Source organism: Paenibacillus sp. FSL R7-0204 (assembly GCF_038002225.1).
GTDB lineage: Bacteria > Bacillota > Bacilli > Paenibacillales > Paenibacillaceae > Paenibacillus_AQ.
Window position 1 is genome coordinate 6,882,542 of sequence record NZ_JBBOCA010000001.1, and the last position, 21,953, is coordinate 6,904,494.

A 21,953-nucleotide genomic window follows, 5' to 3' on the forward strand; every position below is an offset into this window, starting at 1 on the left:
CCTGTCATCTCCCTCACCATAGTCTTCCTGCCAGCATCGTGAACCGGATCAGCGTCAGCTCATCGTCCTCTTCGAGCCTCAGCGGCTCATCCAGCGCGGAGCATTCCTTCTCCTGCACGAACACCTTGTACAATCCGTCTTCGTAAGCAAGCAGTGCCGCAGCCGTAGCCTGCTCTACCTCAGGCTTCGTCTCACCGTACACCGTGCCGAACCCGACCTTGCCGTTATCTCCCTGCTCCGCAATTTCATTTGCGGTCAGGTAAGGGATCAGATCTCCCCGCTCCTGCCGCTCCAGCATCGCCTGCACCTGCCCGGCTACAATCTCCGAGATCAGCGCGCGCAGCGTCTGCGGACGGTCAGCAAGCAGCAGCTCCCTCCGCTCCAGCACCGGCCTGCGTTTGCCCAGGCTTTTGACAGTTACATACAGCTTCATAGCCTTCCCTCCTTACCTCAATAGCTCTATTCGACAGATTATCTAGTTCATTACCCCATTTAGAGATAAATGTCACACCCAAACCAACGGGAAAGTACATTATAATTCTGCTCCAGAGTCTGGCTTCCATCCACCTCCAGCACCTTCAGCTTCCGATCCTTCGCTTCCCGTTTAACCTTATCAGCAAACAACGCGTCTCTCCTCATCCAATTTTCAAAAGAACGCTCAGGATTCTCTGTAGCTTGTAAGATGCCGTGAATCCATTCCCGCCTGCTGTATTGACTGCGCTGAAATTGTTCTGACGGAATCAACCAGATCGCTCTTTCTTTTCGTTTCAGGAGAGGTTCTACCAGATCCGGCAATAATTGATTTCCTTCTACAACAACAGGATCGCTTCCCCCGCCCACTACATCGCTCAGTACATACAGGAAATCCTCCCGCAAATATTCGATATAAGTATTCAGCTGCTCCGCAATCTTCCTGGTGAAGAATACCTCATTCATCGCCATCCGCGACACCCGGTGCATTGTAGGCTGCGCTTCCTCTGTAATATGCTGCAAATGCTTCCCGGAATGTTCATCACAGGCATAGAGTGCAAAACCATTCTCCTCTGCAAACCGTTTGGCAAGTGTGCTCTTTCCCGCACAAGCCGAACCGCCAATCCAATAGATTTCCCTGTTCAGACCCATCCTTGTTCCTCCCGGGCAATTGATCAAATCCCTAAGTTCATTGCCCCATTAGTTTTTCTCCCTGACCTTTTCGCCATCTTCCTATGACTCACCTTTGCTTCTTCCTCTTCCTTATTTCCCACGCGGCCTCTTTTTTTGCTAAAATAGAAGGGTCGGCGCATTTCCGGGCAATCTTGGCGCCAGTCACTGAAACGGAGGCATTACCTGTGGATTATATTATTCTGGACATCGAATTCAACGGCCGCAAATTTGCCAGCGAGCATCCCATGGAGGTCATTGAGATCGGAGCGGTCCGGTTAGACGCTTCATTGCAGGTTAAGGATGAATTCTCAGCCTTGATCAGACCCATATACTTCTCCACCCTGAATTCATTCATCAAGAAAAAAACCGGCATCCCCCAGGAGGATATCGACGTCGCCAGCCGGTTCCCGAAGGTCATTACCGCCTTCAGAACGTGGCTTGACCAAAGCGCTGACGGCGTGCTGCTCTTAACCTGGGGCGGCGAGGATATGAAACGGATTATCCAGGATGTGCGGATGCACAAGATGGATGATGCCTACTGGATGGAGGCCACCTACTTCGATCTGCTCAAGGGCGTCCTGCGCGCCCGCGGCCTCAGTAACGACATCAGCGTCGAAGGGGCCATGGCCCTCTTCGGCCTGGAGCCTTCCGGCTCCGCCCACCGTGCGCTGGACGATGCCAAGATGACGGCGGAGATCTTCCGCGCAGTCTTCAGCGAGCTGGACTTCGGACGGTCGCAGCATTATGTCGATACCTTCTCGAACGCCAGGGAGCGCAAGACGGTTAAGATCGCTATCAAAGCGATGACCGCCCAGAAAATCGTCCCTACCTGGGAGCTGGTCGCCGAGCATTACTTCCCTGCGGAGGATGCCCTGGCGGACCCCCGGAAGCTGGCAGAGCTTAAGGCGTATTTCGCCGCCCAGCTCGGCAAGAAATAACCCCATATGCCCGCGCAGCAGCGGCAATCTCCCGAGGCATAGCCCGGGTGGTTGCCGCTGTTTGCTTTTCCAGCACCCACGGTTACCCGCCCTGCTGTCTGGTTATTCTACAAAATAAGAGTTGACCTTGCCGTTACGTCAAAGTATACAGTTAGATCTGTAAGCGGCCGCTTACCCGGCAGGAACGCCTTGAACCCGTTCTCTGCTGTATACGCCAAGACAGATGGGAGGCAGATTGGACCATGGAATATACGGTGCAGAAGCTGGGGACACTTGCGGGGATCAGTGCACGGACCCTGCGGTATTACGATGAATTCGGCATTCTGAAGCCGGCCAGAATCAATTCCTCGGGATACCGGATCTACGGCCAGGCCGAGGTGGACCTGCTGCAGCAGATTCTGTTCTACCGGGAGCTGGGCCTCGGCCTGGAGGCGATCAGGGATATTGTCCACTCGCCCTCCTTCGACGGGGCCCGCGCCCTGCGCGAGCACCATGACCAGCTGCTTCAGCGGAGAGCGCAGCTGGACCGGCTCATCGCGAACGTCGAGCAGACCATTGCACACACAGAAGGGAGAAGTATAATGAGCAATCAGGAGAAATTCGCAGGCTTCAAGCAGAAGCTGATTGACGATAACGAGCAGAAGTACGGCCAGGAGATCCGGGAGAAATACGGCGCGGAAGCCGTGGAGCAGTCGAACCGCAAGCTGAGCCATATGACGGAGGAGCAGTACGCTGCCCTTCAGCAGTTGGAGGCTGATATGTTCGCGTCACTAGAGCAGGCGATGGAGGATGGCGATTCGGCCAGCGAGCTGGCACAGAAGGCCGCTGACCTGCACCGTCAGTGGCTAAGCTTCTACTGGGATACGTACACCAAGGAAGCCCATGCCGGTGTTGCCCAGATGTATGTCCAGGATGAGCGCTTCACCGCTTATTACGACCAGCACCGCCCCGGCATGGCCGCGTTCCTGCGGGATGCAGTGCATGTGTATACCGGAGCGAAGCAGTAGACGTAATCGTTTGGCATAGCAAAGAGGCAGCCGGATTAACGGCTGCCTCTCTTTTATTCTGCTGAAACGTTATACCAGCTCAATCATCATCCTCGTCGGAATCGGTATCGGTGTACACAACCTTGGCAGTATACGCATCGACACCTACTTCTGTCTTGACCTGCCCGTTTCTGATTTCAATCTCATAGACAGCGCCCCCGTGATCCCGGTCCAGATCAATCTCGGTGACCGTCCCCTTCACAGCAGCTTGGGCTGCCTCCGCCGCCTTGCCTGCGGTAATCAACTTCCCGCCTGAGGCCGGAAGTGTCTTATGAGAGTCATCATCGTCTGCATCCTTGCGCACGCTGATCACTTTTCCCGAATAGGCATCTACCCGGACATCTATCTCCTGCTTGGTCTGCTGAATTTCGATATCGTAAAACGTGCCGCTGGCCTTCTTCTCCAGATCGATGCTCTCCACCTGTCCCGGAGCTGCCTTCAAGGCAATCTGCTCAGCTTGGCTTACACTGATCAACGTTTGGCTCTGACTCTTCGCCGATGCGGCTGCTTCCGCCGTACTGCCCTTCAGCTCGCCTATACCATAAGCGCCTCCGAGAATAAGTGCTGCCGCCGTGATGCTGCTCCATATCTTTGTCTTCAATGTTAACGCCTCCTAAGTTCATTCTTCGCTGCTTCATGTAGTAACTATAACGCTACAATCTGAGAGAACAGCGGGAGCAACATTAGAATTCGCTGAGAAAAAAGTAAACAGATACCCTAGGAATCCTCTCCATCCGGCTCTTCCCAGGTCACAGACATCATATGGCCCGAGATTGCATTCACCTGGACTACGGCCTCCCGTCCGTCTGAAGTATGAATCTCCACCAGATAATAAGCGCCCGCCGCATCGATTCCCGTATCCACATCGTCCAGCTTCCCCGGTACCTCAAGCAGAGCCAGCCTGACAGCCTCCTCTTCGGAGACTACGCTCTGTGCCGCTGGGCTAGGGGATGGTGACGGGGTAACGGCAGCTCCGCCAGATGGAGCTGGAGTAGCGGCAGGCGTAGGCTGCACCGCCGGTTCGTCCGTGCGCTTCAGCAGCACGATGGAGAGAATCTCGCCGGTCACTCCGTCCAGCTTCAGCTCGTACCGTCCTTGCTCTGTCTGAAGCTCTGCTACATAAGCTCCTGCTTGCAGCTTCAGATTGTCTACCTTACCGGGATATTCGCTCAGCACAGCCAGCGTAGCCTGATCTCTGGATAACAGCGGCTCCGAATCCTTCCCGAATATCCGGAAGGCAACCCAAGCCAGCAGCAGGAAGACAACCATACCTATGACTGCCTTGTACATTTTGCTCTTGTTCGTTGAATTCTGCTTCATTGTCCACCTCCCCTGCGGTCCGCAGCCATGCGGATCGTCACCGAGGTTCCCAGGCCTGCCGTACTATCCATGGACAGCTCCGCTCCAATCGCCCCCGCGATCTCTGCGGCAAGCGACAGCCCCAGGCCTGCCCCTCCGTTCTTACGGGTTCTCGCCTCATCGACTCTATAGAAACGGTCGAATATCTTCGGCAGCTCCTCCGGCGGAATTCCAATGCCGCGGTCAGTAATCACTATCATCCGTTCCTGCCCGGCAGCCTCAATACGCACGGTTATCTGCTCATCGCTGTATTTGCGGGCATTGTCCAGGAAGATGAACAGCAGCTGCCGGAGCTTCGCTTCATCGCTATAGCCCTCAGCCGGCCCCTTGACCTGAACTACGACCTCTCTCCCGTACGCATTATGAAAAGCCTTCGCCGAAGAATGGGCCAGTTCTTCGAGATCAATCACCTTCAGCTCCAGCTCCCACTGCTCCGGGTGCTTCGCCAGCAGTAGTAGCTGCTCCGTCATTTCCTTCATCCGCACAGCTTCGGAATGGATGGCCTCAACCGATTCATCGAACAGCTCCGGGTGCTCCAGCCCTCTGCGCTTCAGCAGACTGGCATAGCTCTCAATAACCGTCAGCGGTGTGCGCAGCTCATGGGAGGCATCTGACACGAATTTCTCCTGCTTCACATAATTGCTCTCCAAGAGGCCGATCATTTCATTGAAGGTATGCCCCATCTCCACCAGCTCATCCTTCGAGTGTTCTTTCAGCGGAAGCCTGCGGAATTTCCCGCTGCTCTGAATCTCCCGCATGGTCGCCGTCATTTGGACGATGGGCCGCATAATCAGGCCCGACAACAGGCGGCTGGAGAGCAGCAGCGGAAGCAGCGCCACAAGCGTAGCCCCGGCCAGGACTATCCGCAGCACCCGCAACGTTTCCATCGTGCTCTCCAGACTTTTGGTCATCTGGACATTCAGGACGTTCCCGTCCGTCCAGATGACCGGAACGCTCACGAACGCATACAAGCGTCCGTCCACCCGGACCCGCTCTGCCTGCTTCCCGGAATGGTAGACCGGATTCATCCGGCTGACCTCCTGCCCGGAGGCTGAGGTAACCGGCGCCGGTCCGCTACCGTCCGCAGAGAGCAGCCTCAGCATTCCCTCCACCGGCACATAAGCCCGGAGCAGCTCCGGTGCCGTTACCCCGTCTCCCGCTTTTCTCATCGCGGCAGCAATTCTGGCCGTCTCGGCAGATGCCTGCCCGAGCTGGCTGTCTAGTGACATCCGGCTGAACACGGCATAGATGAACAGATTCATGAGGATAAGCAGCACGGCGAACAGCACGCTGGAATACAGATGAATGGTGCTCCGCAGCTTCATGGGGCATCCTTCAGCACATAACCAACGCCCCGCACGGTATGAATCAATTCAGGCTCGTGGTCCAGCGTAATTTTTTTGCGGACATAGCGGATATAGACATCCACAATATTCGTATCGCCGTAATAATCGTATCCCCAGACGGCGGCCATGATCTGTTCCCTGTTCAGCACCTGGCGCTTATTCTTCAGCAGGTAGACCAACAGGTCGAACTCCCGGGGAGTCAGCTCGATGCTTCGGCCTGCCCGCTTCACCTCCCGCGTAGCTTCGTTCAGCTCCAGATCATCTGCCAGCAGCAGGTTGACGGATTCGTCTCTCCTCCGCCCCGAGGCCAGCCGCAGCGCAGCACGGACACGGGCCAGCAGCTCCTCAATTTGAAATGGCTTCGTAATATAATCATTGGCCCCAAGGTCCAGGCCTGACACTTTATCCTCTACCGAGCTTTTCGCCGTAAGCAGCAGAACAGGCGTATCGGGATCACCCGCCCGGATTCGCCGCAGCAGCTCTATGCCGCTGAATCCAGGCAGCATCACATCCAGCAATAGCAGATCCGGCTGCTGCTCCTGGTACATCTCCAGCCCCTGATGGCCGCTGCCGGCAATGGACACACGGTATCCCTCGCATTCCAGCTCAATCTGCAGCAGACGGGCAATTCTCACCTCATCCTCCACAACCAGAATCAATTCTGTCATCGGCTCTCCGCCCCTTCTACTTGGTTGCCTCCATTGTAGGGCATGGGCAGCTACAGTTTCAAACTCCGCCCGCTATTTACTATCACTCTATATATGCAAAAGGGTGCTTCCACCGTTTCACCGGCCGGAAACACCCTCTATGCCCATTCCTGCTGCGTATGAACCGGCAGCCGCTACAAGCTGCGGTGCAGCAGCGTAAGCACCCCGCGCAGCTCGGCAACCGCCACCTGCCCCGGTGCCGAAGGCTTATGCGCCGCACCGAAAGTCAGCGCCGAGCCGAAGATCTCTCCGGCCAGCCGGCTGATCACGCCCTCCCCATTCATCGCCATCGTAATGATCGGACGGTCCGCATACTGCTCCTGCATCCGGTTCGTCGCCGCCAGCAGGGTCAGCACATCGGCTGGACCTTGCGGCATTACGGCAATCTTCGGCAGATCGCCGCCCAGCTCCTGCGCCCGGCACAGCCGGGAGACAATCTCATCTTCGGACGGTGTCCCGTCGAAGTCATGATTCGAGAGAATTACGAACACCGCCTGACTATGCGCTGTTGCAATCAGTCTGCGGACCTCCGCTTCCTCTTGGAACAGCTCCACATCCACAATATCCACCAGCCCGCTCTCTACCGCCGCTTGGATCAGACGGAAGTAGTATTCGGTGGAAATTTCCTTCTCGCCGCCTTCTCTGGCACTGCGGAAGGTGAAGATCAGCGGAATCTCCGGCAGCAGGCGCTGGATATCCTCCAGCACCTGGGTCACGGCATTCATATCTTCCACCTCCGTGAAAAAATCACTGCGCCATTCCACCACATCCGGCGCCAGTGCGATCAGCGCCTCAGCTTCTTCACGCAGCTCCGTCCGCGTCGTTCCGACCAGCGGAACACAGATTTTGGGCATCCCTTCTCCGAGGGTTATATTCTTCACAGTTACTGTACCGCTCAAACGTGTCAGCTCCTTAGCGGACCCGGAGTCTCAAAGCTTCCTCTGATGCTCCCCGCTTAATTTGTCTATTAGCATCTTCTTCCTCTATCTCACATACGGAATCTGCTGGATTCTATTGTTCATGTGGCTCTGCCTTAGCAGCTGAACGCAGGAACTGCTCTACCTCTTCCAGTCTGGGCAGAGAAGCAATCGCACCGGTCTTGCCAACCGCCAGCGCACCGACTGCATTGGCGAAGCGTACCGCTTCCTCCAGCGTTCTGCCGCAGGTCAGCTGCCAGGCCAGCGCCCCGTTGAAGGAATCTCCGGCTGCCACTGTGTCTACCGCCTGCACCGGGAACCCCTGTACATGCCGGCTTCCGGCAGCATCCACGATTAGCGCTCCTTTGGAGCCCAGCGTTACAATCACGTGCCGGACCCCTTTTGACAGCATCATCCGGGCCGCACGTTCTGCATCCTCTACACTCTCCACGGAGATACCGGCCAGAATCCCCGCTTCGGTCTCATTCGGAGTCAGGTAGGTCACATGGTGCAGCAGCTCATCGCTCAGCGGCTGGGCCGGAGCCGGATTAAGAATCACCGGAATCCCATGCCGGAACGCCAGGACTGCAGCTGCCTCGCACATCGCCATATCCGTCTCCAGCTGCATCACCACGATCCCGGCCCCGCTAATCACGGTCTCAAGCGCTTCAATATCCTCCGGCTTCATCTCCACATTCGCACCAGGCACTACGATGATCCGGTTCTCACCGGCTCCGTCCACCACAATGGAGGCAACACCTGTAGCCTGGGATTCACTCTGTGAGATATACGTGGTATGAACCTGCTCCTGCTCCATAATCTCCAGCAGCCCGCTGCCAAAAGCATCCTTGCCCACTCTGCCGATCATCGTCACTTCCGCGCCCAGTCTGGCCGCCGCAACGGCCTGATTCGCCCCTTTTCCGCCCGGAGACAGAGCAAATCCCTGACCGAACAGGGTCTCCCCGGCCTCCGGCGCACGCTCTGCCCGCACTACCATATCCATATTCAGACTTCCAATTACGACTATACTCAATCCTTTACACCACCACTTGGTTTATTGTTTGATTTATGGTTTAGCTTATGATTTAGATGGACCTTGTACATTTATTCTCCCCTTATCTTATGGCCTTCCGGCAGGTTAATCAAATTTTATTTATCAGCTCCGCAGGCGGCCAGTTGTCACCGAAACTTCGCTGTGCTTTTTAAGGATAAATATGCTAGAATGAGGTGCAATCGCTTCCAGAGCCTGACCTGCCTCATTGAGCAAACGTTTGCATCTTAGATACATCCGACAGCATTTCGTTATTATCTAAATCGCATTTAGGAGGCTTATCACGTGAGCGAGAACCACTTACCGTCAGTAGCTTATTTCAGCATGGAGTATGGACTGCATTCCGATTTCAAAATGTACGCCGGAGGCCTGGGCATTCTGGCCGGAGATTACATCAAGGGCGCGCAGGATATCGGGGCACCTATCATCCCCATCGGACTCAAATGGAAACAAGGCTACACGGACCAGAAGATTGATGCGGACGGCAACCCCTACGACTCTTACCACAACTATGTGTACGACTTCCTGGAAGATACGGGCATCAAGGTCACGGTAAAAGTCAGAAAGACCGATGTGGTCTGCAAAGTGTGGAAAACAGACCATTTCGGCAACCGTCCGCTCTATTTGCTCGACACTGATATCCCGGAGAATAGTGATGCCTGGATTACCGGCCAGCTCTACGGCTGGTTCGGGGAAGAGCGGATAGCGCAGGAGATCGTGCTGGGCATCGGCGGCGTCAAAGCCATGCGCGCCCTGGGAATTAAGATCGATGTCTATCACTTCAACGAGGGGCATGCGGCGCTCGCAGCGATCGAGCTGATCCGGGAGAAGATGTCCGGCGGCAGTACCTTTGAAGAAGCCTGGAAGGCTACACGGGAAGAGGTTGTGTTCACTACACATACACCGATTAAGGAAGGCAATGAGACCCATCCGCTGGACCGTCTGGAATACATGGGGGCATTCAATGGTCTAACCCGTTCCCAGATGGAGCGGATTGGCGGGGAGCCGTTCAATATGACCGTCGCCGGTCTAAGGCTGTCGCGGATCTCGAATGCGGTTGCTCAGCTTCATGCCGATACCGCCAACAAGATGTGGAAGGAAGTCGCCGGCCGATCCGCCGTCATCGGCATCACCAATGCGATTCACACCCCTACCTGGGTAGATGAGCGGATGACCCGTGCGTTTGAGGAGGGCGGCGACCTGTGGGCCGTGCACAAGGAGATCAAGCAAGAGCTGATCGGCTTCATCGAAGAACGCTCCGGCATCGCCCTGAATGCAGATCAGCTGCTAATCGGGTTCTCCCGCCGCGCCGCTCGCTACAAGCGCAGTGACCTGATCTTCTCCCAGCCGGACATTATAGAGCCGTACCTGGAGAGCGGCAAGATTCAGATTGTCTTCTCCGGCAAGGCGCATCCGCTGGACGACAACGGCAAAAAAATCGTCAGCAACCTTGTAGCCATGATGAAAAAATATCCGAAGAGCGTAGTCTTCCTGGAGAACTACGATATGACCATCGGAGCCCAGCTCACCCGCGGCTCTGACATCTGGCTGAACAATCCGCGCAGACCGCTCGAAGCCAGCGGAACCTCCGGGATGAAGGCCGCCATGAACGGCGTCCTGAACTGCTCCATCCTGGACGGCTGGTGGCCGGAGGCCTGCATCGACGGTGAGAACGGCTGGCAGATCGGCGGCGGCTTCGAGACCACCGACTTTGCGGTGCTTGACCAGCATGACAGCGATGCACTATACGAGACCCTTCTGAACCGCGTCCTCCCGGTCTTCTATGAGGATCAGGCCAAGTGGGTGCAGATGATGCACCGCAGCATCGAGACCACCCGCACCGAGTTCGCCACCAAGCGCATGCTGGATGAATACTATAACCGTATGTATATCAGAAGCTAACTTGCAGCAGTTCTTGCTCCATCAACCGTACCCAGTTGCTGCTGCTCCGTTACTGTTCACGAATCCCTCCTCCTGTCCGCTGCTGCGGGCGGGAGTTTTTTAGGCCCTCCTGACATTTCCCATACCGCTACTTGTAGCTTCATCCGTCCTCAATATGCCCATCTCCCCTCTGCTCTTAATGGAACTTTATTTCTCACCCGCAGACCATCGCTCATATCATGAATCTATCTTCTCCCGCATACACTTAATTATAATAATTATAAAAAAGGATTGATTTTATTTAAATTCTTGCTATCATAGAACTTATACTTAATCTAAAATCAAATCCTATACGAGGTGATTGTGTTCATGACCACAAACAATAACAACAAGCTAACGACTAGCTGGGGCGCCCCCGTAGGCGACAACCAGAATTCAATGACCGCCGGTGCACGCGGCCCCGTGCTGCTGCAGGACGTCCATCTGCTGGAGAAGCTGGCCCACTTCAACCGTGAGCGTGTTCCTGAGCGGGTCGTTCATGCCAAAGGTGCCGGTGCCCATGGTTATTTTGAAGTCACCAATGATCTCTCCCAATATACGAAGGCTGCCTTCTTGTCCGGAGTCGGCAAACGCACCCCGATGTTCATCCGTTTCTCTACCGTAGCCGGGGAACTGGGCTCATCCGATACCGTGCGCGATCCGCGCGGCTTTGCTGTGAAATTCTACACAGAAGAAGGCAACTACGACCTGGTCGGCAATAACACGCCTGTCTTTTTCATCCGTGACGCCATCAAATTCCCGGACTTCATCCATACCCAGAAGCGTCATCCGCAGACCCATCTGAAGAACCCGAATGCGGTATGGGACTTCTGGTCCCTCTCCCCCGAGTCTCTGCACCAGGTGACGATTCTGATGTCTGACCGCGGCATCCCGGCTACGCTCCGCCATATGCATGGCTTCGGCAGCCATACGTTCAAGTGGGTGAACGCCGAAGGCGCAGCCGTCTGGGTGAAATACCATTTCAAGACAGAGCAGGGCGTCAAGAATCTCGATGTTAAACTGGCAGCACAGCTAGCCGGGGAGAACCCGGATTATCATACAGCGGATTTGTTCAACGCCATTGATACCGGGGACTTCCCGGCCTGGAGGCTGCAAGTACAGATTATGCCTGTGGAGGATGCCGATACCTACCGCTTCGATCCGTTTGATGTAACCAAAGTGTGGTCGCAGAAAGATTATCCGCTGATTGAGGTAGGCCGCATGGTGCTGGACCGCAATCCGGAGAATTACTTCGCCGAAGTAGAGCAGGCCACCTTCTCTCCCGGCTCATTCGTTCCAGGCATCGAGGCTTCTCCGGATAAAATGCTTCAAGGCCGCCTGTTCGCATACGGGGATGCCCACCGCTACCGGGTAGGAGCGAACCATAACCATCTGCCGGTTAACCGGCCTATTGCAGAGGTCAACAATAATCAGCGCGACGGCGCGATGAATGCTACGAATAACGGGGGAGGCTCCGTCTACTACGAGCCCAACAGCTCCGGCGGGGCAACCGAGTCTGCGCAGCATAAAGCGGCTGCTTTTGAAGTCTCCGGCCAGGCAGACAGCGTGTCTTATGACCATGACGATCACTACACCCAGCCGGGTGACCTGTACCGTCTGCTCAGTGAAGAGGAGCGCGCCCGGCTCGTAAGCAATATTGTTGGTGCCATGACTCCAGTGGAGTCCGAGGAGATCAAGCTCCGCCAGATTGGCCACTTCTACAAAGCCGATCCGGAGTTTGGCCGGCGAATTGCAGAAGGACTCGGATTGGCTGTAACAGAGTAACCTCTATCCGCAGCAAAGAAGGGATAAGCATCGCTTATCCCTTCTTTGCATGATATGCAGCTTATATTTCCAGATTCATGAGACAGAGAGATTTTAGACTAGTGGCCTGCTCCGTGATTGTTAATAGAGATATTGCCGGAGGATGCGGATAGTTGGCCGCCTGCGCTTGCCGTTGTTACCACTACGCTTGCACTAATCAACAATACGGCTGTTAATAACGAGATCGCCTTTTTCATCTTTTAAAAACTCCCTCTCTAAGATATTTTTCATTATATTTTGATAAGATTCTTGTTGTTCTGCGGTCGCATGGCTTCGGATATGTTCATAAAACGACACGATCTTCCTAAAGCCTGTCCCGTCATAAAGTTTACTACTTATTACCAAAATATAGAGAGTCAAATTAATTGCATCATGAATTTTCTCCCTTTTATACAAATAAATTGCACTAAGATGCATGTAGTCTATGTAGTATCTGATATCTTCCTGTTTCTCTCTGCAGCTTAGTTCCTGTAGCGGCTCATTGAATTCATCCAGTACCCAGTCGATAGAAAAGTTGTACTTAATGGCAGATTCCAGCACAGTAATCAGGCAGGCAAGCAGCTCCTCCTGGTCTCCTGTGCGAATGAATTCAACATAATCAGGGAGAACTTCTACCTTCCCTTCCAGCAGATCAATGACGAAAGTGTTGGCTATCGCAATGTTCCTGTAGTATTCCACTTCTGCGGCAGCTTCCTGATCCACATCCGTGATCCAGCTCAAATCCGAATACAAGCCTATACACTTTCTTGATTCAGCGAGGTTACCGAGCTTTTGATAGGCAATCCCCTTCATGCACGCACTGTAGCCGAGATAATACACTATATTTTTTTTCAAATAATACTTCTTTGCACCCTGTTGATGGGAGCCGTAGGTTAGAACTGCAAGTTCAAAGAGCTTGTCTGAAATCTCGAGAATTGCCGCCCAGTTCTCCCATGAGAACGAGACTTTAAGCATATCTGTCAAAGAGTCTTCATTCATCCCATCCAATTCCAGCAATTTCTATCTTGCCTCCTATCATTCCATTATATTCCAATAATAACCTGCTTCACCGCTCCGGTCAATTCATTCCCGGCATATATATCTCTAAAAAAGCCTTTATTCTCCAGTTGAGCTATTCAATCTAACCTTTTCGACACATTTTATTCCATATTATGTAATACTGTAGTCTGCGGCTACTGCTGATACACATCCAGCCACTGCTCCAGTTGCTCCTTCAAGCGTTCTCTGGCCGACTCCGGCTCCACAATCTCCGCATTCGGGCCATACTGCAGAATCCACTTGATGAACTCCTTCTCATTATTAACCGTGACTTCGAACAGCAACGTTCCATCGCCTTCTTCGCTCATCCGCGGCTGTACGAACAGCTCCTCTTCCTTAATGTAACGCGCCACCTCCGGATCGAACCGTACCTTGAAAGTGACATTCCGGGTACCCCGGTTGATCGACCAGGTATTTTTCAGATATTTTTTAATATTGAAATTTCCCTTATCAAAAGTGGAAGCCGTCATCTCGACCTGCTCAAACCGGCTGATCCGGAACGTACGAATTGCGCCCTTCAGATGGCAATAGCCAATCAGATAAAAGCGCTGATCCCGCGGGATCAGATAATAAGGATCAATCTTCCGCGCTGTAGTGGCGTTGCGTGACTGCGAGTGGTATACCGTCCGGATGCTGCGCTGCTCCAGAATGGCTCCAATCAGCGGCTGCAGGAAGTTCCGGCTCTCCTTGCGGTAGGCCGGGGTACCCATTTGAATAATATCCGCGATATTCTCCAGCAGGCCATTCTGCCGCGATTTCTCCTTCAGATGAGTCCCCATCACCTTGTCATACGCAGAATGAAAACCCGGCGGAATTCTATCCGGATTCAGCACAGAAGGCAGCAGTGAGAATGCCAGCGACTCCTGCTCCGAGAAATCCAGCGGATATAAAAAGAATTTGCCCATGAACCGGTAGCCCGTACCTCTTCCTTCATTCGTAACCGGTGCAAAGTGGCTGATCACCTCAAGATCCCTGTAGATCGTTCTAATATTCACCTCGCACCTAAAAGCCAAGTCTGCTGCGGTAATCCCCGGGTTCGACTGAATGGCGTTAATGATTCTGAAAATCCGTATTACTTTGTCTGTCATAACAAATGCTCCTCAGTTTCCAAGTAAGTGTTGCCTATGATCCAATAGTCCAATAGTTATACTATATCAGTTCTATAGAAACATAACGCCCTCCCATACTATTGCAACATCCCGGCCCTTACAACAAAATCACCCTGGCGGGTGAATGATACTGGTGCCTCTATACCACTCTTACACGAAGCTCACTTTTCTCCATCAACCTGCCTTCTCTCCATCTCTCTGCCTTCTGGCGGCCATTTGACAGCTGCAGCCCTTAGCACCCTGGCTCATTGATACTCTGAATTCTATTGTGTTCGGTGTTTCGCACACGTTCTGAAGTGTTTCTTACTTTAATGGCGGTGCTTACACATCCTATATTTTTCAATAATAAGTATTTTCTCTCACCGACTGTTTGCATTGAGCCGCATTGTTGCACATCTTGCAAGATTTCTTAACAATGTTACGGGCTACACTATATTGTTGCATCATTTGCAGGAATTCCGGTGATTAGAGCAAATTAGCGCGGGCTTTGTTGCATTTCTTGCAGGATTTCAGCATCGGTCGCTTCTATTGGGCAGCATTGCTGCATTTCTTGCAGGATTTCTTAACAATGTTACGGGTTGCGAAGCATGGGCCAATACTTTATCGCAGCAGCATCGATTGTATTCGGATTTCCGCATACATTTCCAAATAGCAAAAAAAGTCCGCCTTCCCCATAGGGCTGACGGACTCATGCGATACAGATATAAGCGGGTGATGGGAATCGAACCCACGCTATCAGCTTGGAAGGCTGAAGTTCTACCATTGAACTACACCCGCATAGGTGAAATGAAGTATCGGGATGACACGATTTGAACATGCGACCCCCTGGTCCCAAACCAGGTGCTCTACCAAGCTGAGCTACATCCCGTTAATACAAAAGTTAAATCAGTGAAGTAATAATGGCGCGCCCTGAGAGATTCGAACTCCCGGCCTTTTGATTCGTAGTCAAACGCTCTATCCAGCTGAGCTAAGGGCGCAAAATCTATATGGAGCGGACGACGGGAATCGAACCCGCGACCCTCGCCTTGGCAAGGCGATGCTCTACCGCTGAGCCACGTCCGCAAAAACATGGTGCGCGTGAAGGGACTTGAACCCCCACGTCGTGAAACGCCAGATCCTAAGTCTGGTGCGTCTGCCATTCCGCCACACGCGCACACGTTACAAGAAAATGGTGAGCCATGAAGGACTCGAACCTTCGACACCCTGATTAAAAGTCAGGTGCTCTACCAACTGAGCTAATGGCTCTCATAAGAGAAACAATCGAAAATAGATGGCTGGGGATATAGGAATCGAACCTATGAATGACGGAGTCAAAGTCCGTTGCCTTACCGCTTGGCTAATCCCCAATATTATAATTAGCAAAATACTACGGAATCGGATGGATACTCTATACTTCGAGATATAGGATGCTCAATCCCTCATGTCTTAATACCAATTAAAATGGCGGAACCGACGGGATTCGAACCCGCGATCTCCTGCGTGACAGGCAGGCATGTTAGGCCAACTACACCACGGTTCCATGTTTGGCACTTTGGGGTCCCCGGAAAGTATTCGGAATATGCTACAGAGCATCTCTTCACTTTGTGGGGATAAATTGCGGGGGCAGGATTTGAACCTGCGGCCTTCGGGTTATGAGCCCGACGAGCTACCGGGCTGCTCCACCCCGCGTCATTGTACAAAATCTATTCGGTTAAGATAGATGGTGGAGGCTGAGGGGTTCGAACCCCCGACCCTCTGCTTGTAAGGCAGATGCTCTCCCAGCTGAGCTAAGCCTCCATATATGACTCGTATGGGATACTCTTCACTCCGTTACGAGATTGCGGAGCATTCCTTACGATGCCTATGCTTCAACGAACCCAGGGATTTCTCATCCCATCATTCAGAGAAGAAATTGGTGACTCGTATGGGATTCGAACCCATGTTACCTCCGTGAAAGGGAGGTGTCTTAACCCCTTGACCAACGAGCCATGCTGTGTAAAAACTTCAGTGAGAAGTAATGCTACGGAGAGAGAGGGATACTCTTCACTTCGTTACGAGATTGCGAAGCAGTGCTAACGAAGCCTATGCTCCAACGAACCACTGAGGGTTCTCATCCCTTTGCAGAGAAGTAATGCTACGGAGAGAGAGGGATTCGAACCCTCGAGACGCTTGTGGCGCCTACACGATTTCCAATCGTGCTCCTTCGGCCAAACTCGGACACCTCTCCATATGGCTCCCCGAACAGGACTCGAACCTGTGACAACTCGATTAACAGTCGAGTGCTCTACCAACTGAGCTATCAGGGAATATGTAATCAATTAGGGCAAAAAAAATACCACAGTGTGTGTGGATGGTCCGCTTGGCGGCGTCCTACTCTCCCAGGACCCTTCGGTCCAAGTACCATCGGCGCTGGAGGGCTTAACGGTCGTGTTCGGGATGGGTACGTGTGGAACCCCTCCGCTATCGCCACCAAACGGGCATTTACAGCGTAAATGCTTCAGGAATTTGATTCCTGAAAACTGAATCCGAAACGAATCTGCGTGTTAAAACTTTTGGATAAGCCCTCGACCGATTAGTATTGGTCAGCTCCATGCATTGCTGCACTTCCACCTCCAACCTATCTACCTCGTCGTCTTCAAGGGGTCTTACTAATTGGGAAATCTCATCTTGAGGGGGGCTTCACGCTTAGATGCTTTCAGCGCTTATCCCGTCCGTACGTAGCTACTCAGCCATGCTCCTGGCGGAACAACTGATGCACCAGCGGTACGTCCATCCCGGTCCTCTCGTACTAAGGACAGCTCCTCTCAAATTTCCTGCGCCCACGACAGATAGGGACCGAACTGTCTCACGACGTTCTGAACCCAGCTCGCGTACCGCTTTAATGGGCGAACAGCCCAACCCTTGGGACCTACTTCAGCCCCAGGATGCGATGAGCCGACATCGAGGTGCCAAACCTCCCCGTCGATGTGGACTCTTGGGGGAGATAAGCCTGTTATCCCCAGGGTAGCTTTTATCCGTTGAGCGATGGCCCTTCCATGCGGTACCACCGGATCACTAAGTCCGACTTTCGTCCCTGCTCGACTTGTAGGTCTCGCAGTCAAGCTCCCTTATGCCTTTGCACTCTGCGAATGATTTCCAACCATTCTGAGGGAACCTTTGAACGCCTCCGTTACTCTTTAGGAGGCGACCGCCCCAGTCAAACTGCCCGCCTGACACGGTCCCCGTACCCGATGAGGGCACTAGGTTAGAACCTAGATACGATCAGGGTGGTATCCCAACGGCGCCTCCGCAGAAGCTTGCGCTCCTGCCTCTACGGCTCCCACCTATCCTGTACAGATCGTACCCAAATTCAATATCAAGCTGCAGTAAAGCTCCATGGGGTCTTTCCGTCTTGTCGCGGGTAACCTGCATCTTCACAGGTATTAAAATTTCACCGGATCTCTCGTTGAGACAGCGCCCAAGTCGTTACGCCATTCGTGCGGGTCAGAATTTACCTGACAAGGAATTTCGCTACCTTAGGACCGTTATAGTTACGGCCGCCGTTTACTGGGGCTTCGGTTCACAGCTTCGGATTGCTCCTAACCGCTCCCCTTAACCTTCCAGCACCGGGCAGGCGTCAGCCCGTATACTTCGCCTTGCGGCTTCGCACAGACCTGTGTTTTTGCTAAACAGTCGCTTGGGCCTTTTCACTGCGGCCCCCTCGGGCTATTCACCCTACCGAGGCACCCCTTCTCCCGAAGTTACGGGGTCATTTTGCCGAGTTCCTTAACGAGAGTTCTTCCGCGCGCCTTAGAATTCTCTTCTCGCCTACCTGTGTCGGTTTGCGGTACGGGCACCTTCTCCTGACTAGAGGCTTTTCTTGGCAGTGTGAGATCATGACCTTCGCTACTATAATTTTCGCTCCCCATCACAGCCCAGCCTGTGCGGTGTGCGGATTTGCCTACACACCAGCCTCACTGCTTAGACGGACATCCATCAGTCCGCGTCACTACCCTCCTGCGTCACCCCATCGCTCATAGCGGATTACGGTGGTACAGTAATTTCAAACTGTTGTCCTTCGACTACGCCTTTCGGCCTCGCCTTAGGTCCCGACTTACCCTGAGCGGACGAGCCTTCCTCAGGAAACCTTGGGCTTTCGGCGGATCAGATTCTCACTGATCTTTTCGTTACTCATACCGGCATTCTCACTTGTGTAGTGTCCAGCGCTCCTTACGGTACACCTTCAACCCCTACACAACGCTCCCCTACCCCAGATGCAAAGCATCTAGCCATAGCTTCGGTGGTGTGTTTAGCCCCGTTACATTTTCGGCGCAGAGTCACTCGACCAGTGAGCTATTACGCACTCTTTCAATGGTGGCTGCTTCTAAGCCAACATCCTGGTTGTCTGTGCAACTCCACATCCTTTCCCACTTAACACACACTTGGGGACCTTAGCTGATGGTCTGGGCTGTTTCCCTTTTGACAATGGATCTTAGCACTCACTGTCTGACTCCCGGCAAGAAGTTAATGGCATTCGGAGTTTGACTGAGCTTGGTAACCCTTGCGGGCCCCGCACCCAATCAGTGCTCTACCTCCACCACTCCATTCACCGAGGCTAGCCCTAAAGCTATTTCGGGGAGAACCAGCTATCTCCGAGTTCGATTGGAATTTCTCCGCTACCCCCACCTCATCCCCGCATTTTTCAACATGCGTGGGTTCGGGCCTCCAGTGCGTGTTACCGCACCTTCACCCTGGACAGGGGTAGATCACACGGTTTCGGGTCTACGTCCACATACTTAGTCGCCCTATTCAGACTCGCTTTCGCTGCGGCTCCGGCTTCTCACCTTAACCTTGCATGTTAAACGTAACTCGCCGGTTCATTCTACAAAAGGCACGCCATCACCCATAAAGAGGGCTCTGACTTTTTGTAAGCACACGGTTTCAGGTTCTATTTCACTCCCCTTCCGGGGTGCTTTTCACCTTTCCCTCACGGTACTGTTTCACTATCGGTCGCCAGGTAGTATTTAGCCTTAGCAGATGGTCCTGCTGGATTCATACGGGGTTTCACGTGCCCCGCACTACTCGGGATCCGTCTCGGAGAGAACACAGTTTAGGCTACAGGGCTTTTACCTCTATCGCGGGCCTTTCCAGACCTCTTCGCCTACCATATTCCTTTGTAACTCCATGTGAGACGTCCCACAACCCCAAGAGGCAAGCCCCTTGGTTTAGGCTGTTCCGCGTTCGCTCGCCGCTACTGACGGAATCACTATTGTTTTCTCTTCCTCAGGGTACTTAGATGTTTCAGTTCCCCTGGTCTGCCTCTGCGTATCCTATGTATTCAGATACGAGTAACTGCGAATTACCACAGCTGGGTTTCCCCATTCGGACACCCCCGGATCAAAGCTTGCTTACAGCTCCCCGAGGCAGTTTCGTTGTTCGCCACGTCCTTCGTCGGCTCCTGGCGCCTAGGCATCCTCCGTGTGCTCTTAATAGCTTAACCAACGTTCCGGTGTTTTGCTTGTTTGCACAATCAAAAACCTTCACTTAGCATCACTAAAATATTGAAACTTGTTTACACAAGTTCAGCTTAAAGGAATGTTCTAAAACGCAAATTCGTTTCGGTATCCAGTTTTCAAGGATCAAGTTGCTGTAAGTTCGGGTCGATCACAACAGTGACGATCGAAGTTACAGCCGGTTGAGAGTTTGAGCTCTCAAAACTGACCAACGAGTGAGTAGCTAGCCGACCGGCTAGATTTAAGATTTGAATGTCTTCATTGCAGAAGACAATTCTCCATAGAAAGGAGGTGATCCAGCCGCACCTTCCGATACGGCTACCTTGTTACGACTTCACCCCAATCATCTACCCCACCTTCGGCGGCTGGCTCCCTTGCGGGTTACCCCACCGACTTCGGGTGTTGTAAACTCTCGTGGTGTGACGGGCGGTGTGTACAAGACCCGGGAACGTATTCACCGCGGCATGCTGATCCGCGATTACTAGCAATTCCGACTTCATGCAGGCGAGTTGCAGCCTGCAATCCGAACTGAGACCGGCTTTGCTGGGATTGGCTCCACCTCGCGGCTTCGCTTCCCGTTGTACCGGCCATTGTAGTACGTGTGTAGCCCAGGTCATAAGGGGCATGATGATTTGACGTCATCCCCACCTTCCTCCGGTTTGTCACCGGCAGTCACTCTAGAGTGCCCAGCTTCACCTGCTGGCAACTAAAGTCAAGGGTTGCGCTCGTTGCGGGACTTAACCCAACATCTCACGACACGAGCTGACGACAACCATGCACCACCTGTCTCAACTTTCCCCGAAGGGCACCTGATGCATCTCTGCTTCGTTAGTTGGATGTCAAGACCTGGTAAGGTTCTTCGCGTTGCTTCGAATTAAACCACATACTCCACTGCTTGTGCGGGTCCCCGTCAATTCCTTTGAGTTTCAGTCTTGCGACCGTACTCCCCAGGCGGAGTGCTTACTGTGTTAACTTCGGCACCAAGGGTATCGAAACCCCTAACACCTAGCACTCATCGTTTACGGCGTGGACTACCAGGGTATCTAATCCTGTTTGCTCCCCACGCTTTCGCGCCTCAGCGTCAGTTACAGCCCAGAAAGTCGCCTTCGCCACTGGTGTTCCTCCACATATCTACGCATTTCACCGCTACACGTGGAATTCCACTTTCCTCTTCTGTACTCAAGTCACCCAGTTTCCAGTGCGACCTCAGGTTGAGCCCAAGGTTTAAACACCAGACTTAAATAACCGCCTGCGCGCGCTTTACGCCCAATAATTCCGGACAACGCTTGCCCCCTACGTATTACCGCGGCTGCTGGCACGTAGTTAGCCGGGGCTTTCTTCTCAGGTACCGTCACTCCGGCAGCAGTTACTCTACCGGACGTTCTTCCCTGGCAACAGAGCTTTACGATCCGAAAACCTTCATCACTCACGCGGCATTGCTCCGTCAGGCTTGCGCCCATTGCGGAAGATTCCCTACTGCTGCCTCCCGTAGGAGTCTGGGCCGTGTCTCAGTCCCAGTGTGGCCGTTCACCCTCTCAGGTCGGCTACGCATCGTCGCCTTGGTGGGCCGTTACCCCACCAACTAGCTAATGCGCCGCAGGCCCATCCCCAAGCAGCAGATTGCTCCGCCTTTCATTCTCTCCTCAGGAGAAAAAAGAAATTATCCGGTATTAGCTACCGTTTCCGGTAGTTATCCCAGGCTTGAGGGCAGGTTGCCTACGTGTTACTCACCCGTCCGCCGCTAAATCTGAAAGGAAGCAAGCTTCCTCTCAAACTCCGCTCGACTTGCATGTATTAGGCATGCCGCCAGCGTTCGTCCTGAGCCAGGATCAAACTCTCCAATTAGGACGCTTACGAAGTAAGCGTCACCTGCAATCTCTTCGGTCCAGCTCAGCTGAGCGGACGAAGAGATTGCAGTATAGAAAGAGCGATTGCTCATTTTGAAACATCTGACGAGAATTGTTACATTCTCTAATTTGGATCTCACCGAAGTGATTTCCAGGTACTCACTCGTTGTTCAGTTTTCAAAGATCAAGCTCGTCGTCAGCGCCGCTCACCGCGTCACCAGCAACTCTTATAATATA

At 53.2% G+C, this 21,953-nt stretch carries 14 protein-coding genes, 13 tRNA genes and 3 rRNA genes; 4 read left to right on the forward strand and 26 right to left on the reverse strand.

Going from position 1 to position 21,953, the window contains the following annotated elements:
* Positions 1-13: 13 nt before the first annotated feature.
* Together MKX42_RS29700 and MKX42_RS29705 are read right to left on the reverse strand one after the other, a co-directional pair.
* Positions 14-433: a hypothetical protein gene (locus tag MKX42_RS29700; RefSeq protein WP_340756787.1), complete on the reverse strand. Its 420-nt coding sequence runs from the start codon at positions 431-433 to the stop codon at positions 14-16.
* A 59-nt stretch (positions 434-492) separates the two neighbouring features.
* Positions 493-1,122 carry a hypothetical protein gene (locus MKX42_RS29705; RefSeq protein ID WP_340756788.1) on the reverse strand — a complete coding sequence of 210 codons (630 nt, stop codon included), beginning with the start codon at positions 1,120-1,122 and terminating at the stop codon, positions 493-495.
* 206 nt (positions 1,123-1,328) lie between these two features.
* Between MKX42_RS29705 and MKX42_RS29710 the strand changes: the two genes are divergently transcribed.
* Positions 1,329-2,081 carry a 3'-5' exonuclease gene (locus MKX42_RS29710; RefSeq protein WP_340756790.1) on the forward strand — a complete coding sequence of 251 codons (753 nt, stop codon included), beginning with the start codon at positions 1,329-1,331 and terminating at the stop codon, positions 2,079-2,081.
* Positions 2,082-2,323: 242 nt separating this feature from the next.
* Positions 2,324-3,088: a MerR family transcriptional regulator gene (locus MKX42_RS29715; protein ID WP_340756791.1), complete on the forward strand. Its 765-nt coding sequence runs from the start codon at positions 2,324-2,326 to the stop codon at positions 3,086-3,088.
* A 79-nt stretch (positions 3,089-3,167) separates the two neighbouring features.
* Here MKX42_RS29715 and MKX42_RS29720 read toward each other — a convergent pair whose 3' ends face one another.
* The 6 genes from MKX42_RS29720 to rbsK form a co-directional block, all read right to left on the reverse strand.
* A complete protein-coding gene (locus MKX42_RS29720; protein WP_340756793.1) occupies positions 3,168-3,728 on the reverse strand; it encodes a PepSY domain-containing protein in 561 nt (186 codons plus the stop codon).
* A 116-nt stretch (positions 3,729-3,844) separates the two neighbouring features.
* Complete coding sequence (locus MKX42_RS29725; RefSeq protein ID WP_340756795.1) at positions 3,845-4,447, reverse strand: PepSY domain-containing protein; 603 nt, start codon at positions 4,445-4,447, stop codon at positions 3,845-3,847.
* Positions 4,444-5,811, reverse strand: coding sequence for a sensor histidine kinase (locus tag MKX42_RS29730; RefSeq protein ID WP_340756797.1), 1,368 nt, complete (start codon positions 5,809-5,811; stop codon positions 4,444-4,446). The genes MKX42_RS29725 and MKX42_RS29730 overlap by 4 nt, the downstream gene beginning before the upstream one ends.
* Positions 5,808-6,500 (reverse strand): response regulator transcription factor, encoded by a 693-nt coding sequence (locus MKX42_RS29735; RefSeq protein WP_340756799.1) that lies wholly within the window; start codon positions 6,498-6,500, stop codon positions 5,808-5,810. Before MKX42_RS29735 ends, MKX42_RS29730 begins: the two co-directional genes overlap by 4 nt.
* A gap of 173 nt (positions 6,501-6,673) precedes the next feature.
* The gene (gene aroD / locus MKX42_RS29740) at positions 6,674-7,438 is read right to left on the reverse strand and encodes a type I 3-dehydroquinate dehydratase (protein WP_340756800.1); all 765 of its coding nucleotides are present in this window, start codon (positions 7,436-7,438) and stop codon (positions 6,674-6,676) included.
* Between the two features lie 112 nt (positions 7,439-7,550).
* A complete protein-coding gene (gene rbsK, locus MKX42_RS29745) occupies positions 7,551-8,489 on the reverse strand; it encodes a ribokinase (RefSeq protein ID WP_340756802.1) in 939 nt (312 codons plus the stop codon).
* 303 nt (positions 8,490-8,792) lie between these two features.
* On the opposite strand from rbsK, the gene glgP reads away from it, so the two are divergent.
* The gene (gene glgP, locus MKX42_RS29750; protein ID WP_340756805.1) at positions 8,793-10,409 is read left to right on the forward strand and encodes an alpha-glucan family phosphorylase; all 1,617 of its coding nucleotides are present in this window, start codon (positions 8,793-8,795) and stop codon (positions 10,407-10,409) included.
* Positions 10,410-10,757: 348 nt separating this feature from the next.
* A complete protein-coding gene (gene katA / locus MKX42_RS29755; RefSeq protein WP_340756807.1) occupies positions 10,758-12,212 on the forward strand; it encodes a catalase KatA in 1,455 nt (484 codons plus the stop codon).
* Between the two features lie 192 nt (positions 12,213-12,404).
* On the opposite strand, the gene MKX42_RS29760 is transcribed toward katA, so the two are convergent.
* The 18 genes from MKX42_RS29760 to MKX42_RS29845 all read right to left on the reverse strand — a co-directional run bounded on the left by MKX42_RS29760 (position 12,405) and on the right by MKX42_RS29845 (position 21,714).
* Positions 12,405-13,247, reverse strand: coding sequence for a DNA-binding protein (locus tag MKX42_RS29760; protein ID WP_340756808.1), 843 nt, complete (start codon positions 13,245-13,247; stop codon positions 12,405-12,407).
* A gap of 176 nt (positions 13,248-13,423) precedes the next feature.
* Positions 13,424-14,377, reverse strand: coding sequence for a helix-turn-helix transcriptional regulator (locus MKX42_RS29765; RefSeq protein ID WP_340756810.1), 954 nt, complete (start codon positions 14,375-14,377; stop codon positions 13,424-13,426).
* A gap of 727 nt (positions 14,378-15,104) precedes the next feature.
* Positions 15,105-15,175, reverse strand: a tRNA-Gly gene (locus MKX42_RS29770).
* Between the two features lie 17 nt (positions 15,176-15,192).
* Positions 15,193-15,266 (reverse strand) — tRNA-Pro (locus tag MKX42_RS29775).
* A 32-nt stretch (positions 15,267-15,298) separates the two neighbouring features.
* Positions 15,299-15,375: transfer RNA gene (locus tag MKX42_RS29780), tRNA-Arg, on the reverse strand.
* A 10-nt stretch (positions 15,376-15,385) separates the two neighbouring features.
* A tRNA-Gly gene (locus MKX42_RS29785) sits at positions 15,386-15,460 on the reverse strand.
* Between the two features lie 7 nt (positions 15,461-15,467).
* Positions 15,468-15,551, reverse strand: a tRNA-Leu gene (locus MKX42_RS29790).
* 16 nt (positions 15,552-15,567) lie between these two features.
* Positions 15,568-15,643, reverse strand: a tRNA-Lys gene (locus tag MKX42_RS29795).
* 26 nt (positions 15,644-15,669) lie between these two features.
* A tRNA-Gln gene (locus MKX42_RS29800) sits at positions 15,670-15,744 on the reverse strand.
* Positions 15,745-15,839: 95 nt separating this feature from the next.
* A tRNA-Asp gene (locus MKX42_RS29805) sits at positions 15,840-15,917 on the reverse strand.
* A 75-nt stretch (positions 15,918-15,992) separates the two neighbouring features.
* Positions 15,993-16,066: transfer RNA gene (locus MKX42_RS29810), tRNA-Met, on the reverse strand.
* Positions 16,067-16,098: 32 nt separating this feature from the next.
* Positions 16,099-16,174: transfer RNA gene (locus MKX42_RS29815), tRNA-Val, on the reverse strand.
* 116 nt (positions 16,175-16,290) lie between these two features.
* A tRNA-Glu gene (locus MKX42_RS29820) sits at positions 16,291-16,365 on the reverse strand.
* A 149-nt stretch (positions 16,366-16,514) separates the two neighbouring features.
* A tRNA-Ser gene (locus tag MKX42_RS29825) sits at positions 16,515-16,604 on the reverse strand.
* A 3-nt stretch (positions 16,605-16,607) separates the two neighbouring features.
* Positions 16,608-16,683, reverse strand: a tRNA-Asn gene (locus MKX42_RS29830).
* Positions 16,684-16,734: 51 nt separating this feature from the next.
* A 5S ribosomal RNA gene (gene rrf / locus MKX42_RS29835) occupies positions 16,735-16,851 on the reverse strand.
* 78 nt (positions 16,852-16,929) lie between these two features.
* Positions 16,930-19,856, reverse strand: a 23S ribosomal RNA gene (locus tag MKX42_RS29840).
* A 297-nt stretch (positions 19,857-20,153) separates the two neighbouring features.
* Positions 20,154-21,714 (reverse strand): 16S ribosomal RNA (locus tag MKX42_RS29845).
* The 16S, 23S and 5S rRNA genes sit together here with 13 tRNA genes alongside, the layout of an rRNA operon.
* Positions 21,715-21,953 lie beyond the last annotated feature (239 nt).

Excerpts from the sequence above, each read along its gene's own strand:
- MKX42_RS29700 (WP_340756787.1), bottom strand. The coding sequence starts at position 433 with ATGAAGCTGTATGTAACTGTCAAAAGCCTGGGCAAACGCAGGCCGGTG.
- MKX42_RS29705 (WP_340756788.1), bottom strand. The coding sequence starts at position 1,122 with ATGGGTCTGAACAGGGAAATCTATTGGATTGGCGGTTCGGCTTGTGCG.
- MKX42_RS29715 (WP_340756791.1), top strand. The coding sequence starts at position 2,324 with ATGGAATATACGGTGCAGAAGCTGGGGACACTTGCGGGGATCAGTGCA.
- MKX42_RS29725 (WP_340756795.1), bottom strand. The coding sequence starts at position 4,447 with ATGAAGCAGAATTCAACGAACAAGAGCAAAATGTACAAGGCAGTCATA.
- MKX42_RS29730 (WP_340756797.1), bottom strand. The coding sequence starts at position 5,811 with ATGAAGCTGCGGAGCACCATTCATCTGTATTCCAGCGTGCTGTTCGCC.
- MKX42_RS29735 (WP_340756799.1), bottom strand. The coding sequence starts at position 6,500 with ATGACAGAATTGATTCTGGTTGTGGAGGATGAGGTGAGAATTGCCCGT.
- katA (WP_340756807.1), top strand. The coding sequence starts at position 10,758 with ATGACCACAAACAATAACAACAAGCTAACGACTAGCTGGGGCGCCCCC.
- MKX42_RS29765 (WP_340756810.1), bottom strand. The coding sequence starts at position 14,377 with ATGACAGACAAAGTAATACGGATTTTCAGAATCATTAACGCCATTCAG.